Origin of the sequence: Aquimarina mycalae, assembly GCF_029906345.1 — a bacterium.
In the GTDB taxonomy this organism is placed as follows: Bacteria; Bacteroidota; Bacteroidia; order Flavobacteriales; family Flavobacteriaceae; genus Aquimarina.
This window is the reverse complement of the sequence record NZ_JARYGY010000006.1, coordinates 229,173-246,895: the sequence shown is the minus strand read 5'-3', so window position 1 is coordinate 246,895 and position 17,723 is coordinate 229,173. Positions and strand designations below refer to the sequence as shown.

Sequence of the window (17,723 nt, the reverse complement as noted above, 5' to 3'; positions counted from 1 at the left end):
TTGCTAAGTAAAAAGTCTAAAATATTCATCATAATTATTATAGCCGCAATTGGCTTACTTACTTTCTTGGAAGCAAGTGAACCAGAACCTGTAAACTGGTTTCCTAGCTATGCTAAAACAGATAAGATTCCATTAGGAACATTTGTTTCTTATAATTTGATTAAGGAAAGCTTTAGTGATGATATTGTAAAGGATATTAACAAACCTCCTTATGAGTTTTTATTGGATAATGATACCATATCAGGCACCTATTTCTTTGTGAATGGATCTATAGGTTTTGATAATAGTGAATTAGACAGGATATTAAATTGGGTAGAAAAAGGTAATACACTATTTATTTCTGCAAAATCAATTAGTAGTAATTTATTAGATACCTTATTAATTGATACCGATAACATGGTATCATTCGACGATATTTCTACCAAACCTTTGGTAGAACTAGTAAATAAAAATCTAACAACAGAAAGGCCTTTTCTTTACGATCGTGACATCTCTAATCCGTTTTTTAGTGAGATAGATACTATCAATACTACCATCCTTGGAGTTACCCAACTATATAACGATACTTTACAGATTAAAAATCCAAAATTAAACTATATCAAACAATCGTTCGGAAATGGCGAAATATTGCTTCATTCATTTCCAGAAGCTTTTGGTAACTACTTTATGTTAACAGAGAATAATTATGAATATACTCAGAACGTATTAGCGTATGTAGATTCAACTAAAAATATCCTTTGGGACAACTATTATAAATCTGGAAAGACATTTTATTCGTCTCCTTTGTTTTTTCTACTTAAAAATAGATACCTAAAATGGGCATATTATATATTGATTATTGGAGTTTTATTATTTGTTATTTTTGAAGGAAAGAGAAAACAAAGAAGCATCCCAATTATCGCACCACTAAAAAATCAAACTTTAGCTTTTACCAGAACAATTAGTGCGATGTATTATGAAAAAGGGAAGCATAAAGAAATTGTAGAAAAACAAAACCTTCTTTTTTTAGATTATGTACATCATGATCTTAGAATACCTACTAATACTTTAGACGAAAAAATGTTATTGGATATTTCTGCCAGAAGTAATAATGATTTAGAAGATACTAAGAAATTATTTAAGTATTTTGAAGAGCTGCATCGAAAAGCACATATTACGAAAGAAGAATTGACGAGATTGTATGATATGATCGTCGAGTTTAAAAATAAATCATAATAGAAACGATATATAAGACTCTCTTTTTGAGAATAAATAAAAACATATGGAAAACGAAGAGTTACAGAACGATCCTTTAGCACAAAACCCAAAGGAAGAGCAAGAAAATCCTAACGCAACAAATGATGTGCAAGATGTTACTGATACAACATCTAAATCTGACAATATCAGTTTCGAAAATCGCATTGACCTTAGTGAGCTACAACAAGCAGTAGAAAAATTAAAAACCGAATTAGCTAAAGTAATTGTCGGACAACAAGATTTTATTGAGCTATTAATTGTTTCGCTTTTATCCAATGGACATGTTTTAATAGAAGGAGTTCCTGGAATTGCTAAAACTGTTACAGCAAAATTGTTTGCTAAAACATTAAAAACAGGATTTAATAGAATTCAATTTACTCCAGATTTAATGCCAAGTGATGTATTAGGAACATCGGTATTAAACATGAAAAATAGCGATTTCGAATTCAAAAAAGGACCTATATTTTCTAATATGGTGTTGATCGATGAAATCAATCGTGCACCAGCAAAAACTCAGGCTGCCTTATTTGAGGTTATGGAAGAACGTCAAGTAACAATAGATGGAATTCGATATGTGATGGAACCTCCTTTTATGGTGTTAGCAACACAAAACCCAATCGAACAAGAAGGTACATATGCATTACCTGAAGCACAGTTGGATCGTTTCTTGTTTAAAATTAAAGTCGATTATCCATCACTACAGGAAGAAATAGATATTCTAAAAACACATCATCAAAGAAAATCTCAAAAACCATTGGAAATGGTACAAGCAGTGATGACACCAGAAAAGCTTGTAGAATATAAAGAAAAGACACAAGAAGTCATTATAGAAGAAAAAATTCTTGGATACATTGCAGAGATCGTTACTAAAACTAGAACGCACCCTCATTTATATCTTGGAGGTTCTCCTCGAGCTTCGATAGCAGTAATGAATGCTTCAAAAGCGTTTGCTGCAATTAATGGTAGAGATTTTGTTACTCCAGAAGATATAAAGAAAGCATTGTTCCCTGTTTTACGCCATCGTGTAATATTATCTCCTGAGCGTGAGATGGAAGGGATGACCACAGAAAATGTTATTGAAATGATTTTACAATCCGTAGAAATACCACGTTAATTGTGATCAAATTCTATAAATCATTATACCTAAGTTCAAGAGTATTTTATATACTTGCCATCATATCGGTACTATTTCTAGTATCATATTGGTTTCATGTATTATATCCATTTGCCTGGTTAATGGTATGGGGATTAATGATTACTTTCTTGTTTGATATTGTCATCCTTTTTAATAGTAAAAATGGAATTGAAGCAAATAGATTGCTTCCTGAAAAATTTTCAAACAGCGATTTTAATGCCATTCCAGTACGAGTAAAAAGCAATTATCCTTTTACTATTTATACTGAAATAATAGATGAGATTCCTATCCAGTTTCAAAAGCGTGATTTTTTAAAGACGGGAACGATTAAACCAAAATCAACTTTAGATTTTGAGTATTCACTACGTCCTGTAAAAAGAGGTGAATACGTTTTTGGTAATTTGCATATTTACACCACAACCAAAATCAACTTGGTAAAAAGAAGATACAGTTTTGACAAATCTGCAATGGTAAAAGTATACCCTTCTTTTATCCAGATGAAAAAATATGATTTTCTTGCTATTGACAATAAGTTGACACAATTTGGACTGAAAAAAATAAGACGCATTGGTCATACAATGGAGTTTGAACAAATTAAAGAATATGTTACTGGAGATGATGTGCGAACGATCAATTGGAAAGCTACTGCCAAACATGGTAATCTAATGATCAACCAGTTTCAGGACGAAAAATCACAGCCAATTTATTCCATAATTGACGAAAGTCGCGTAATGAAAATGCCGTTTAAAGAATTGAGTTTATTAGACTATGCGGTAAATAGCACACTAGCTTTTTCTAATATTGCCCTCAAAAAAAATGATAAAGTAGGAATGCTTACTTTTTCTAACAAGGTCAGTAATTTTTTACCTGCTAGCAGGAAGAAGACGTATATTAATAATGTATCCGAAACATTATACAATATAAAAACACAGTTTCTAGATGCTGATTTTGGATTATTATATGCACACGTTAAAAGACAAATAAATCACCGTAGTCTTCTATTGTTTTATACAAATTTTGAGCATATTTCAGCCTTAAAACGACAACTTCCATATTTACAAGCACTCGCTAAAAAACATCTTTTAGTTGTCATTTTCTTTGAAAATACAGAACTACATCAACTGATACATCAAAACGCTGAAGATCTACAGGCTATCTATGACCAAACCATCGCACAACAATTTGCTTATGATAAAAAGGTTATGGTAAAAGAATTACAAAGACATGGTATCCAGACTGTATTAACTTCTCCAGAAGATCTTACGGTAAATACTATCAATAAATATTTGGAGATTAAAGCTAGAGGGCTTTTGTAGCAAAATCATTGTAAATAACAACTATCACAAGTATTTTTTTTGTAATTGAGCTACTAATAATTCCTAAATGAATTTGCCAAAAGTCAAGAAAGATTTTTCTAGGCTTTTGACAAACCCAATAGGGCAAAAAAACAATATCTTAAAAGATTAAATTATACCACGTACTTCTATAGGAGAAGATAAAATATCTTGTACATACTTCTTAATTACATAGTGCAAATCCTTTAATGAAAATTCTTTAATCTAACATACTTGTGACTATTTCCATAATACATGGATAGAAGACGCTCGATCGTGATAACGAAATTGAGGTATTGAAAAAGCTCCTGCAAAGGCTATTTCTCGGTGCTTACCATTATTATAATCTTCACTAAAGATTACTTGACCTGCTTTACTATATTTTACAGATTTAAATGAGCTAAATTGATCATTAAGAGAGCTTATATTGCCTTTAATTTTTTGTTTCATTATACCACCACCCATCCAAATAGGTATATACTGACCATGAAAATTACTATGTTGATATGCTAATCCAGCAATGCGCTGCATCTTATCTTCGTTTGTAAAAAAGGCTAATTTATATCCTTTTGCTACTCTTACACGTATATTAGCAACCCCTAAGTCGTAGTCAAAATTTCCATCATAAAAAGCACCTCTATTTCTATTGTCAACTGTCATTGCGTGCCTTCCCCAAGTATCATAAATAACCAGTTTTGTATTAGGACGTAAAGCGATGGATTGGATTTCATCCTTTTGCACTATATAATTAAATTGTGCCCAGTATTGAGGCGCCCAAATCTGTCTTGGAGCGGGATCATTGTGATTACGATATCTATAAATCGTAGCTACTAATTTCTTTTCATAATTATGTATCAAATGATGTGTAGTTTCACTTTTCTGAGTACTCTGATTAACACCATTACTTTCTTTCTCTGACCAATCATTCACTTCTTCCATTATTCTTTTATCATTTTCTGATAAATTCTTGTCCCAATTGTAGATAGCATCATCATCTTGCTCTGTTGATGCTACAACTATTTCTTCTTCTATATCCTTTTCACAACTTATACATATCATACTTATGAATAAAACGCTACTTACCATTTTGATTATATTTTTCATCTTATTACTATTTTTTGATTATACTTTAAATTAATGTGTTGGTTCAATACTTGCATCTCTTTCACATACTCTATAGGCTAATGAACACTCTCTATACCCTTTTACCAATCCAATAACATCAGCTATAAGGGCTGCACTAACAGAGATACCTAAGGTAACGAGATTTATAGGTGTCAAAGCTCCAGCAGTATATGCTTCTCTTATCAAGAAAAAAGCACCAGCTGCACTAAATTGCACACTTACTAGAGATAGTGTTTCCTGGATAGCTCCTAATTGACATATAGAATAAGTATCTCTACACTCTTCTGAAGCTGAAAATTCCAACGTACGAATTGCTTCGTCATAGGTAATACTTGCTTTTTGTGATAACGGGGCAGTAGCTACTGATTTGGCTAATACATCTAATGAAGAGTCCATTACTAATGGAAGAAAAGCACTTATAGCATCTTTTTTACTCAAGCTGCCAGATTTGGCAAATGATCTTCCATTAAACCTATTTAAAGTAGCCTTTATTTTGTTTCCTAAATCTGCGCTTTTAGAAAAAGAAGAATTTTCACTTAAAAGCTCTTTTTTCAACCCCTCCAATTTTATCCCTTTACTTCGAGCTACTTTTGTTACTTCTTTTACTTCATGGAGCATTGTAAACAATGAGATATACTCATTAAGCGCTTTTTCTCTATCCGTTAAGGAACTTTTTTGATCCCAATTACTTAAGTTCATAGGTTCTACTTCTCTTTGGATATTACCTTCTTGTGAATTCCCTATGCCATAGCATACGATACAGATAATTACTAATATTCTCTTTGCTTTTCTCATCTTTAAAAAATTTTACGATTACTAAAAAAAATTAATGTTGATCAACACTACAAATGAACTATAATAAGTCCTTAGGTTTTATTTTTTTAGGTATGCAAGAAGTTCGCTTTGTAAAAAAAACAGGGTTGCAATTAGGTTGCAAAACAATATAAACATCTAATAAACAGTATTTTAAAATTTTAATGAAAATTATTCTTTATAGCAATTAGGCTAATCTGTATGTTCTATGATTACTTGCATTAGCAAAAAACACCACATTCAATTAAAAAATATATTTTGTAAATTATTCGTTATAAATCATTATCTAAACAAAATAAGATATATGCTTATTAGACATTTTATTGCATTCGTTATTTTTCCGTTGTATATATTTCCTCAAAGTAAAGGGCATAGCATTGATACTGTAAAAAGCAGTCAACTTTACAAACAATTAAAGAATAGACAGTTCGATGTTTCTGAAGATGGCAAGGAATTTTACCATGATATTATCAAACAATCAAAAGCAATTAAGTATCAAAAAGGACAATTGGTCGCATATGAAAACCTTAGTTATTATTATGCAAGTAAAAACAATATTGATAGCTCTTTATATTATATACAACTATTTGAAAATGCTCCAGATAGTGATGCTAAAAAAGATCTAAGTGTCATGCATTATTCTAATGCTTCTATTACCTATGAATATAACTTCGGACTTAAAGAAGCGGCCTACGAAGCCTTTCTAAATATTGAACAATATGTAGATAAAAATGATATCAACAAATTAACACTCTGGGAAATTAGAAAATCTAGACTATTATTAAATAATAATAAAAATATAGAAGGATTAGCGATATTAGAATCTCGTCTCAAGGATACATCAGATATCAAAAATACTGTAAAATCAAATTTATTTCATTCTATAGGTATAGCATATAGTAGGTCTAAAAAATATGATCTTAGTACAGCATACATGAATAAATCTATAAAAATTGCGCAAAAAGAGGGACTGGATGATTATAATATCTATGGAGACAAAATAATCATAATTAACAATTTATTACATCAAAAAAAATATCAAAAAGCACTAAGCCTTTTATTGCAATTACAAAAAAATGCTACAAATATTGATCGTACAACCCTGGATAGAAACTTAGCTACTGTTCTATCAAAATCGTATGCAGGTCTAAAAGATTATAAAACAGCAAAAAAATATATTGAGCAAGCAATTGCCAATAACTCAAACTATACAATGCTCCCTGAATTATATGAAAATTTATACGAAATCTATAAGAGTGAAAATAATTACTCTAAAATGAATGAAACATTATTAAAAAAAGTAGCAGTACAAGATAGCTTGCATAAAAAAGAGAAAATATATTTTTCTAAATACTTTAATGAAAAGATTAAAGTAGCTAAACATCAAAAAAATGAGCAAAAAGCACTTATTGATGTTCAGGCATTAACTATCCTAAATAATAAACAAAGACAATACATCTCATACTTAATAACTGCATTAGTTCTTTTGATAGTTTCTATAGTCTTTTTTATAAAATATAAAAAAACCAAAAAAGAGATAAAATTCTTAAAGAAAAATGAAAAAGAAATTTTAACCAACCACATCAAGGTTAGAGAAACAGAATTACTAGCATTAATGATGGATAAAAGCAAAAAAACTGAAGAGTTATCGAGTATAAAAACAAAACTATCTGTAGCTATTAGAAAAAATGATAGCTCTCAATTAAAGAGCATAGAAAAATCTTTAAACTTTTTTTTACGTAAATCTGCGGATGACACGCTCTTTTCAGAACGCCTGACATCTCAATATCCAGGGCTTACCTTAATTCTTAAAAATAGACATCCAGAACTATCGCCAAATGATATTAGACATTGTATACTTGTTAAACTAGGGCTATCTCTCAAAGAATCTTCTAATTTGTTAAACGTAAGTATTAGTGCTATAAAATCAGGTAGGAATAGAGCATTAAAAAAAATGGGGCTTTCTGAAGAAAAATCACTTAAAGAATATCTTCTAGAAATTAATGATGAAGTAATAGCGGCTTAATTTAAAATGACAAGTTTTAATCTATCAATAAGCAATTAGTTTAAAAAAATGTATCCAGGTTTATTAATTTCTTTTGAAATTAATAAACCTGGATACATTTCATCCCAGTTTTTCTACAATTCGGTTAGATACTTTATAAATACGCATACGCTTTTTAGACTTTTGAATCATCAAAACAAAACAATAGAAAATCAAAAAACTAAACTCTTATGAAAACTCTAATCTTATTTTTAGCAATGACTGCAGTAAATTTTGTAACCAAAGCGCAAGACACTACAGGAGTAACCATTACAGTAACTGTTCCTAACGTAACTAATAACGATGGAGCTATACTTTTCGGGTTATATGACGAAGCTACTTTTATGAAAGCTGCTCCTATTAAATCTGCAAAAGGGGAAATCGTAGACGGTGTTGCTAAAATTACATTCACCAATATCCCTGCTGGCGAATACGGAATCTCTTGTGTACATGATGCAAACAATAATCAAAGAATGGATTTTGAAGAGAATGGGATGCCAAAAGAAAGCTTCGGAATATCTAATAATAATATGAGTTATGGCCCGCCAATGTGGAGTGATGCTAAATTTACAGTAGGAACAGAGGATTTGGCATTAGAAATTAGGCTATAATCAAACAAAATATTCATCAATTAATCAATCAAAAAAGAGGTTGCCCGAAAAGGCATCCTCTTTTTAATACTACATTATTTTAAAATGAAAACTACTCAATTACAAATCGTTTACTGATTTTAGCATCATCACTTTCGATTCTTAATATGTATAAGCCAACATTAAATTCATCCACATTAATCAATCGATCCGCATTAATATTCCCTTTTTTGAGTACTTGCCCTGTTATACTTATAATAGTATAAGAAGTATTTAATAAATCTACTTCAGTACCAATTAACTGCAGGAAATTTCCCTTTTTAACAGGATTAGATGCAATTTGAATAGACATAAAAGTATCTTCATCTTCATCCCCTAAAATATCCACTCTAGCATCGTACGCTTCAAATACATTATTATTAACATTCCCACATGATCCTTCATAGACTTTTACATTAGAGAATGTAGAATTATTTCCAGACCCAGCATCATTATCATTTATAAACACTAATCTATTCATATTTCCTGTATAAGAACTACCTATAGGTATTACATATTTTATAGTTCCATTAGTATAATTATCATAATTGGTCACTCCATAATTTTGAGTTCCATGAACTTTAAAATACCTACTAGATGTTAAGCTATTATCATTTTCAAAACCTATCCCGTGAATCTCTCCTTGAGCAGTACTAGTAAACTCAAACTCCACAACAGTATTTTGAGTAACTGTATAGTCTAAAGGTATATACTTCCAAGTATTATTTGTTAATACCAATGAAGCACCATTTTCTTCTATTGAATAATCTCCCGAACTATCTTGATTTGCAAAAGCTGTAATGGTATAATCATTAAAATTAAATGCCTCACAAACTGGATCAGGATCAGGGTCGCTTCCTCCAGAACTTAATACTAGCTTATCAATTGCGATATCACTAGTATAGCTAGCACCTGTAGTTCCCACGAACCTTAATCTAAGTTCAGTTTGATCTATATAAGTACTCAAATCTACAGAAACGTTATTCCACTGATTACCTTGATTACCTGATTCACTCCATAAGCTAATCCAGTTAATACCATCAACAGAAGCTTCTATACTTAAAGATCCTATACTCGATCCATACATATGGTTACTAAAAGAAAAAGCAACATTAGATAACCCAGAAAGGTCAAAACAAGGGCTTTCTAAAATTGCAGTTGCGTTATTACCTATTTGACCAGTACTCCCATTGGTAGATGATTCTAAAAACATATAATAACTTCCGTCAGCACCAGAACTAGGCCCTGTACTCGAAGATGGAGTTCCAGATGCATCTCTCACCCAATTACCATCATCTCCAGTAACTTGAGTCCATCCATCATTAGATTCAAAGCTTTCACTATAAGGAAAAGAGTTTACAGTGGCATTACAAATAGGATCAGGATCTGGGTCTGGATCAGGATCTCCACCTCCAGTACCATCAACTCCATTATTAGGCATATCACTTCCTATAGCACTAATCAAATCGTCACATCGTCCAAAAGAACCATTTGGACACTCACCTGTATTATGAATGGCAATCACCAAATTCGTATTATAATCGATCACGGGTGAACCTGAACTACCGCCTTGAGTATCTGCAAAATAATTGATCGTTTTTTCGGGCACATTAGGTGTTGCGCAATTACCTACACAGGATACTTCAGCAAAACCAGTATCTGTATTTACAGAAACATCTTTTCTTTGTCCTCTAGGGTGTTGTGGAATATAAATTCTATCGCCAACAACTGGTACACGAGAACTTAAACTTAAATAACCATAAGTATTTGTAGGGTTTACTGGTAACTGTAGTAACGTATAATCTAAACCTTTATCAGTTTTTATTATTGTCGAAGATGTTGCTACCACATCTCTACTGGTTGAACTTCCTCCTGTACAATTCTGATACTCATAATTAAATATAAAATCAGTATTTCTAGAACCAGTAGATGAGCTAATACAATGATTATTAGTCATTAAATGCCCTTCACTTCCCAATAGCCATCCTGTACAGGCAGAAATCCCATTGACCAGGAGCCTGCAAACCGCCTTTGATTTTTCATATATTTCGGTTCCTTTATAGCAAGCTATTCGTTCCTTATTGTCACTAGAACAGATGGCTTTTTGTTCAGGAAAATCTTGGGCCATGAGTTCAGTTATTCTATCTTCAGTATATCCATAGGCTACTTTTGTGATTTCAAAACCAGCATACTTCTCTGCATTACCAAAAGAATATAGTTTAAGTTCTATGTTATCATCAAATAATACTTTTGACCAGAAATCACTAATCATAGTCATTTCGTTATCTACGATTTTTCCTTTCCCTCCATAGATTAAAGTTTCATAACTTTTTTTACCTATAATTTCTATATAATCTCCAGGAGCAAGGTCAAAATTTTCAAAATATAATTTGATATAAGATGAATTCTTTGAATAAAACTCTTTTTGAAAAACCAATTCTGGTTGGTTATTTTTCTCTCCAGAAAGTGATTTTTTAAATTTTTGATAAGAACTGGTAATTCTGATATCTGTATCAAATTCATCTCCGATTTTAATAAGTTTTTGTGCATTTAAAGCATTAACGAAAAGAAGAAAAGTAGCTAAAATTGCCACTTTAAAAACATAATTTTTCATGTGTATAGAGTTATTAATTTGTGTAATAAGCGCGAAACTAATTACAAATAGTTAAAAACCCTAATTAAATGTTAAAAAAATAAATATTATACATGCAAATACATTATTTAACACAATATTCCTAATTCTAATGTTAAATAAAAGCATTTTAATATATTTTAAACAACATCACAAGGTATTATGGTTTTAAAAAATCATTAAAAATTTCTTTTCATTCCTTCTTAAAAACGGTATGATAATATTGAATACACCTTTAACAAAAAAAAGATTTTACTTTATAAGTAAAATCTTTCTCGGCATATGTATAATGCTAATAAATATCAATCCTCACAGTTACTCTCACTAGCACTTCTTAAAGCTTCTTCTAAATCAGCATCGTCAATAAAAGGACAATCGTCCAATGCATTTAAATATGAGATGGCAGCTGCTTTATACGCTTCACAATTCTCAACAGTAGGATTATTATTAAAATTTTCCAGAGCCTCACTATATGTTTCTACTTCTCTAAACGAAAGACAATCTCCTGTTAACTCATCAATAATATCTTCTTCTGAACAAGAAATTAATACAGAGCTCATTAGTAACCCCAATACTACGATAGATCTACTTACTTTTTTCATTTGTGACATTTTTAAATTATTATAAGTTTTACTGTTTAGTGTAATTAAAAAGAGAGAGGTAAACACTTTTCTTAAAAAAACTCAATAGAAAAAATAAATTTTTAGCATATACTTAATAAGTTTTATCAATAGCTTTTCTATTTTTGTGATCCAAAATTAACGCCATGACCATTACACAATTACGATATGTACTAGCAGTTGCCGAGCATCAAAACTTTACAAAAGCAGCAGAGAAGACTTTTGTAACTCAGCCTACACTGAGTATGCAAATTCAAAAATTAGAAGAAGAGTTAGATATACAGATTTTTGATAGAAGTAAAAAACCTATTGAACTTACAGAAGTAGGTAAAAAACTAGTGCAACAAGCTAGAAATATTGTAAATGAGAGTGAACGTATTCAGGATATTGTAGACCAACAAAAAGGATTTATAGGAGGCGAATTTAAGTTAGGAGTCATCCCAACAGTAATGCCTACCTTATTACCCATGTTCTTGCATAATTTCATAAAAAAGTACCCAAAAGTTAAACTAAAAATTGAGGAACTTACCACAGAAGCTATAATGGAGCGTTTGCAAGATGGACATCTTGATGCTGCAATTGCTGCTACTCCTCTTCAAAATGAAAATATAAAAGAACGTGTATTGTATTACGAGCCTTTTGTAGGGTATATTCCACCGAGTCATAGGCTGAACCAAAAAGGTAAAATTGACATTACTGATTTGGATATAGAGGATATGTTATTATTAGAAGATGGGCATTGCTTTAGAGATGGAATTGTAAACTTATGCAAAACACAAAAAAGTTATGATGATGACCATTTTCAATTGGAAAGTGGAAGTTTTGAAACTTTGGTAAAACTATCAAATGAAGGATTAGGGATGACTTTATTGCCATATTTACACACACTAGACATTAACGATAAAGAAAAAAGAAACCTACATTATTTTAATGAACCATCTCCAGCCAGAGAAGTGAGTCTTATATTTCACAAAAGTGAATTAAAAATGCAAATTATCGAAGCACTACATACCACTATTGCAGGAGTTGTAAAAGGGGCCATTACATTTCAGAATGTTCAAATAATAAGCCCGTTATCAAAAATAAAAAGCGACTAAAAAGTCGCTTTTCAATTTTTTATGATTTTAGATAAATTAAACAAGGTTCTAACTCTGGTCTGTTTAAAGTTAAAGATTGAATCCAAAGTTTTAATTCTTCAATCTCGTGGGGGAGTAATCTGTTTAGTGCTTTAATTACTTCCTTTGTAAATAGATTCACATCAAAACTAACCTTTTTTAGTACAGTTTTAGTGTAATCAAACATTGCTCTCGCCATAAATTAATAGGGGTTTAAATGTTAGGTTTAAAACAAGTAGTTGTAGGATTATACTTACAGTTTTTAAAGTTGATATTACTAATATAGTCAAATTAAACTAAAAAACCGTTCTTTAACCCTTATTTAACTTTGTTAAAAACTATTATCGCCATCCAAAAGATCTCCTAAACCACCTAAGATACTGCCTTCTCCTCTACTCTTTCCTCCAGCCTTAGGAGCAGACGCGAATATTCTATTTGCTAACCTACTAAAAGGTAAAGACTGTATATAAACCACTCCTGGTCCAGTAAGGTTTGCAAAAAACAATCCTTCTCCTCCAAAAACCATATTCTTTATGCCTTTTACCATTTCTATATTGTAGTTAATACCTTTAGAAAACCCAATGATACACCCAGTATCCACTTTTAAAGTCTCTCCAATTTGCAATTCTTTTCTTGCGGTGGTACCACCAGCATGCACAAAAGCCATACCGTCTCCTTCTAACTTTTGCATTATAAAACCTTCTCCACCAAACAAACCTCTTCCAAGTTTTTTAGAAAACTCTATCCCAACAGAAACTCCTTTTGCTGCGCAAAGAAATGCATCTTTTTGACACACAAACTTTCCTCCGTATTTTGTAAGATCAATAGGAATAATTTTTCCTGGATACGGAGAAGCAAAGCTCACTCTCTTTTTGCCAATAACCTCATTATAAAAGGCAGTCATAAACAGACTTTCTCCAGTCAATAATCTTTTACCAGCACCAAAGATTTTATCTACAAACCCCTGATTTTCCTGGGAACCATCTCCAAAAATTGCCTCCATTTTTATACCATCATCCATCATCATAAAACTACCTGCTTCGGCAATTACCCCTTCTTGAGGATCCAACTCTATTTCTACATATTGCATTTCTTCACCATAAATGGTGTAGTCGATTTCGTGTGCTGTCATTCTTTGTTATTATTTTTAGTGATTAATGAATATCTTCAATATATATGTAATAAGTTACCATAAAGTGTTACACATTTATTTTTTAATTCTATAAAATTTCACGTCACTATTAGGCCAACATATTATTAGCTTTTCAATTTAATCGTCCACTCAAAATTAAAAGTTGAAACTTCAATACCTTCTTTATTGGTACCTACAGATTTCATCCAGACTGTTTGTCCTTCTCCTGTTTCAACAGCTTTTTGAATAGCTTCTTTAATCAATGATCCATCATTACATACAAATGTGATTCTACCTGTTGCTTTCTTAGTAAATGTTGCATTATTATTGGCCACCAACATAGATATTTTTTTACCACTCTTTCGAATTTGAGTGATTACCATAGCGCCTGTACTTAATTCTGCCGCCATTCCTTGTACTGCCCAAAACATAGAGTTAAAGGGATTTTGATTTATCCATCTATGTTTAACAGTAGTCACACAGCGATCCTCATCAATACTTTTTACGCGCACTCCACATAACCAGGCAGACGGTAACTTAAACACAGAGAACATATTAAACTTTCTAGGAGTAACTTTCATAATATCATATTTGTTTTCCCTAAAATATTGAAAAAGAATGGACATACAAAACATTCTAAAATCATAAATTTATGTTAAAATATGGTACTATGTTTTGCATAATACCTTCTTTTAGATATATATTTGCATAAGAAACTATTATATACTTTTTAAAATGTCCAATAACAACCACAAAAATATCGCAACATTTATGCACTTAGGGGTATTTACTAAATACTTCATTCCATTCGGGAATTTTATAGTTCCTATATTATTATGGACTACCAATAAAGACAAGTCAGAGTTTATTGATACTCATGGAAAGGAAGCTATCAATTTTCAATTAAGTGTATTATTATACACGGTAATTCTCGGAATGATATCCTTTCCTTTTTTTATGTTCAATATCCTTGGAGATGCATCTTTATATGATGTTTTCCACCATGATGGTTTTAATATCAACTTTTCTGATGGTGGAGGATTTAGAACATTAATAGGAGCATCATTTGTAGGAGTCATTGCATTGATAGGTTTCTTTTTAGAAATCATTTTTATCATCTCTGCAGCACTTAAAGCAAATAAAGAAGAATTATATAGATACCCTTTAACAATTAGATTTATAAAGTAAATTAGAATGAATTCATCAATCAACATAAAATATATTCTAATTACTGCCATAGCTGTGGTATCCTCCTTCTTTTTTCACGAGTTGGCTCACTTCATCACTGGGAAACTTTTAGGATACGAAATGGGAATGACGCTTAATTCTGCATTCTTGTTGGAAGGAGAATACCAATCAGCTTGGCATCAACAATTGGTAAGTGCAGCAGGACCATTATTTACCATACTGCAAGCTTTTGTTATTTATTATTTCATCAAAAAAACTAAAAATAAATATTGGTATCCGTTTTTATTCTTTGCATTTTACTCTAGAGTATTAGCTATGATTATATCTATTTTTAACCCAAATGATGAAGCTCGAATTAGCGCATGGCTTGGGCTTGGATATTGGATATTACCTTTACTCGTAGGTTTTACATTATTAATTCTTTTAATCAAAACATCTAAAGAACAGAAATACAATTTAAAATTTAACTTAATCAATTACCTTTTATCTACAGTGTTTATTGCTGGAGTAGTATTTACTGATCAATATATATTTAAATAACCATCAATCATTAATCAAAAAATGAACAGTTTAACTTTTTAAAAATTCAGTTTTATGAAGATCGAAAACACAAAAGCGCAAATGCGCAAAGGTGTTCTGGAATATTGCATACTTTCAATTCTTAGGGATGACGACGCTTATGTAGCAGAGATTTTAGAAACCCTTAAAGATGCAAAGATGTTAGTTGTAGAAGGCACAATATATCCCTTACTAACCAGACTTAAGAACGCAGGACTACTTAGTTATCGCTGGGAAGAGTCGACTTCGGGACCACCACGTAAATATTACGGACTTACAGAAACAGGAAAATTATTTCTGAAAGAATTAAATACCACTTGGGACGAATTACAAAATGCAGTAACCATAGTTACTAAACAAAAAAAGAAACAAAAATGAACAAGACAGTCAATATAAATTTAGCAGGCATATTTTTTCACATAGATGAAGACGCTTACTTAAAGCTGCAGCGCTATATTCAGGCGATAAAACGTTCATTTACCGACTCTCAAGGTAGAGATGAAATTATTGCTGATATCGAAGCACGAATCGCGGAGCTTTTCAGTGAAAAAATAAAAAACGAAAGACAAGTAATCGGAATCAAAGAAGTAGACGAAGTAATCGAAGTAATGGGACAACCAGAAGATTACCGATTAGACGAAGAAATTTTTGAGGATGAACCAAAACCATCTTATCAAAGAGCTCAAAAATCAAAACAATTATTCAGAGATTTATCTAAAGGATACATAGCTGGTGTAAGTTCGGGATTAGGTCATTATCTAGGAGTAGATCCTATCTGGTTAAGAATTGCATGGGTTCTTCTTACTGTATTCTCTAGCGGTGCTTTTGTTCTCATCTATATTGCATTTTGGATTTTTGTACCAGAAGCAAGGAGTACAGCTGATTTTCTTGCTATGAAAGGAGAGGCTGTCAATATTAGTAACATCGAAAAAAAAATCAAAGAAGGGTTTAACGATGTTGCGGATAAAGTAAAAGATGTAGATTACCAGAAATACAGTAATAAAGTAAAAAGCGGTTCTACAAGTTTTTTCGATGCATTAGGTGACGTATTATTAGTCGTACTGAAAGTTTTCGTAAAGTTCATTGGAGTACTATTAATTATTGTATCAGGAATCACATTAATCAGTCTGTTTATTAGCTTATTTACAGTAGGTACTTTCGGATTTATCGAGACACCTTTTACAGAATATATTGATGTAGTTAATCATCCTAATATACCATTATGGTTAGTTTCACTACTTACATTATTTGCTGTGGGTATTCCATTCTTCTTCTTATTCATTTTAGGATTAAAGATTGTAATCAATAACCTAAAATCAATAGGTACTCCAGCTAAACTAGCCTTACTAGCAGTATGGATTCTATCGGTTGTAGGACTTGCTATAGTAGGAATTCGTCAAGCTACGCAAGAAGCTTACGATGCAGAAGTTATAGAGGATGCAAGAAGTCTATACATTGATTCTAGTGATACGCTTAGCATAAAAATGGTAGGAAACAATAGATATATACGCAACTTATATCATAGGAATGATTTTAAAATAAAAAGAGATCAAAATGATAATAAGGTAATCGTAATTCAGGATATTGAAATATTCATTAAAGAGAATAGAGAAGATTCAATTCCTAAAATTACAATTAGAAAAAATGCAGAAGGTAGCAGTTATGATAATGCTAAAGAAAGAGCCGCAGCAATACAATATAATTATGATGTAAAAGGCAACTCTTTATTATTAGATGGATATGCAATCACTGATTATGTAAACAAATACAATGATCAGGAAATCGAAATCATAATTTCTATACCAGAAGGTATGACCGTTTTAGCCGATGATAATACATCAGGATATAACAACTCATGGAAATATGATGATTACCTTACCATTGATGGAAAAGAAGGAAAATATCTAAAATTAATAGATGGCAAACTTACTTGTGTCGATTGTCCAAAAGAAGAATGGCAACATAACGAATGGGAAAACGATGATGACAAAGACAAAGAAGGTTTAAAGATTAATATAAATGCTGATGATGAAGATGCTAATCTTAAAATTGATGAAGATGGAGTACAAATAAAAAGTGAAGAAGTAGATATAAAAATAGACGAGAACGGAATAAAAATCAAAACCGAAAATTAATTACAATCAACAAAACGAACAGTTTAA

Annotated in this window: 17 protein-coding genes; 10 read left to right on the top strand and 7 right to left on the bottom strand. The window is 31.2% G+C overall.

Annotated features, from left to right (window positions below; genetic code table 11):
• The 3 genes from QBK95_RS15620 to QBK95_RS15610 are packed head-to-tail and all read left to right on the top strand — an operon-like array spanning position 1 to position 3,687.
• Positions 1-1,215, top strand: coding sequence for a DUF4350 domain-containing protein (locus QBK95_RS15620; protein WP_280935466.1), 1,215 nt, complete (start codon positions 1-3; stop codon positions 1,213-1,215).
• Positions 1,216-1,261: 46 nt separating this feature from the next.
• Complete coding sequence (locus QBK95_RS15615) at positions 1,262-2,350, top strand: AAA family ATPase (RefSeq protein ID WP_280935464.1); 1,089 nt, start codon at positions 1,262-1,264, stop codon at positions 2,348-2,350.
• 5 nt (positions 2,351-2,355) lie between these two features.
• Complete coding sequence (locus tag QBK95_RS15610) at positions 2,356-3,687, top strand: DUF58 domain-containing protein (RefSeq protein WP_280935634.1); 1,332 nt, start codon at positions 2,356-2,358, stop codon at positions 3,685-3,687.
• A gap of 258 nt (positions 3,688-3,945) precedes the next feature.
• On the opposite strand, the gene QBK95_RS15605 is transcribed toward QBK95_RS15610, so the two are convergent.
• Together QBK95_RS15605 and QBK95_RS15600 are read right to left on the bottom strand one after the other, a co-directional pair.
• Positions 3,946-4,809: a hypothetical protein gene (locus QBK95_RS15605; RefSeq protein WP_280935462.1), complete on the bottom strand. Its 864-nt coding sequence runs from the start codon at positions 4,807-4,809 to the stop codon at positions 3,946-3,948.
• Between the two features lie 30 nt (positions 4,810-4,839).
• Positions 4,840-5,625 carry a hypothetical protein gene (locus tag QBK95_RS15600; protein ID WP_280935461.1) on the bottom strand — a complete coding sequence of 262 codons (786 nt, stop codon included), beginning with the start codon at positions 5,623-5,625 and terminating at the stop codon, positions 4,840-4,842.
• Positions 5,626-5,947: 322 nt separating this feature from the next.
• Between QBK95_RS15600 and QBK95_RS15595 the strand changes: the two genes are divergently transcribed.
• Together QBK95_RS15595 and QBK95_RS15590 are read left to right on the top strand one after the other, a co-directional pair.
• A complete protein-coding gene (locus QBK95_RS15595) occupies positions 5,948-7,669 on the top strand; it encodes a hypothetical protein (protein WP_280935458.1) in 1,722 nt (573 codons plus the stop codon).
• A gap of 209 nt (positions 7,670-7,878) precedes the next feature.
• Positions 7,879-8,298 carry a DUF2141 domain-containing protein gene (locus QBK95_RS15590; RefSeq protein ID WP_280935456.1) on the top strand — a complete coding sequence of 140 codons (420 nt, stop codon included), beginning with the start codon at positions 7,879-7,881 and terminating at the stop codon, positions 8,296-8,298.
• A gap of 91 nt (positions 8,299-8,389) precedes the next feature.
• Here the strand turns inward: QBK95_RS15590 and QBK95_RS15585 are convergent, their stop codons facing one another.
• Both QBK95_RS15585 and QBK95_RS15580 read right to left on the bottom strand, forming a co-directional pair.
• Positions 8,390-10,930, bottom strand: a complete 2,541-nt coding sequence (locus QBK95_RS15585; protein ID WP_280935455.1) for a trypsin-like peptidase domain-containing protein — start codon at positions 10,928-10,930, stop codon at positions 8,390-8,392.
• Between the two features lie 320 nt (positions 10,931-11,250).
• Positions 11,251-11,550 (bottom strand): hypothetical protein, encoded by a 300-nt coding sequence (locus tag QBK95_RS15580; protein ID WP_280935453.1) that lies wholly within the window; start codon positions 11,548-11,550, stop codon positions 11,251-11,253.
• Between the two features lie 164 nt (positions 11,551-11,714).
• On the opposite strand from QBK95_RS15580, the gene QBK95_RS15575 reads away from it, so the two are divergent.
• Positions 11,715-12,665: a LysR substrate-binding domain-containing protein gene (locus QBK95_RS15575; protein ID WP_280935452.1), complete on the top strand. Its 951-nt coding sequence runs from the start codon at positions 11,715-11,717 to the stop codon at positions 12,663-12,665.
• Positions 12,666-12,684: 19 nt separating this feature from the next.
• On the opposite strand, the gene QBK95_RS15570 is transcribed toward QBK95_RS15575, so the two are convergent.
• The 3 genes from QBK95_RS15570 to QBK95_RS15560 form a co-directional block, all read right to left on the bottom strand.
• Positions 12,685-12,882, bottom strand: coding sequence for a hypothetical protein (locus tag QBK95_RS15570; protein WP_280935451.1), 198 nt, complete (start codon positions 12,880-12,882; stop codon positions 12,685-12,687).
• A gap of 132 nt (positions 12,883-13,014) precedes the next feature.
• Positions 13,015-13,815 (bottom strand): TIGR00266 family protein, encoded by an 801-nt coding sequence (locus QBK95_RS15565; RefSeq protein ID WP_280935449.1) that lies wholly within the window; start codon positions 13,813-13,815, stop codon positions 13,015-13,017.
• Between the two features lie 125 nt (positions 13,816-13,940).
• Complete coding sequence (locus QBK95_RS15560; RefSeq protein WP_280935446.1) at positions 13,941-14,396, bottom strand: DUF4442 domain-containing protein; 456 nt, start codon at positions 14,394-14,396, stop codon at positions 13,941-13,943.
• A gap of 154 nt (positions 14,397-14,550) precedes the next feature.
• Between QBK95_RS15560 and QBK95_RS15555 the strand changes: the two genes are divergently transcribed.
• The 4 genes from QBK95_RS15555 to QBK95_RS15540 are packed head-to-tail and all read left to right on the top strand — an operon-like array spanning position 14,551 to position 17,696.
• Positions 14,551-15,003, top strand: a complete 453-nt coding sequence (locus tag QBK95_RS15555) for a DUF4870 domain-containing protein (protein WP_280935444.1) — start codon at positions 14,551-14,553, stop codon at positions 15,001-15,003.
• Between the two features lie 6 nt (positions 15,004-15,009).
• Positions 15,010-15,543, top strand: coding sequence for a zinc metalloprotease (locus QBK95_RS15550; RefSeq protein WP_280935443.1), 534 nt, complete (start codon positions 15,010-15,012; stop codon positions 15,541-15,543).
• Positions 15,544-15,597: 54 nt separating this feature from the next.
• Complete coding sequence (locus tag QBK95_RS15545; RefSeq protein WP_280935442.1) at positions 15,598-15,939, top strand: PadR family transcriptional regulator; 342 nt, start codon at positions 15,598-15,600, stop codon at positions 15,937-15,939.
• The gene (locus QBK95_RS15540) at positions 15,936-17,696 is read left to right on the top strand and encodes a PspC domain-containing protein (protein WP_280935441.1); all 1,761 of its coding nucleotides are present in this window, start codon (positions 15,936-15,938) and stop codon (positions 17,694-17,696) included. Before QBK95_RS15545 ends, QBK95_RS15540 begins: the two co-directional genes overlap by 4 nt.
• Positions 17,697-17,723: the final 27 nt, after the last annotated feature.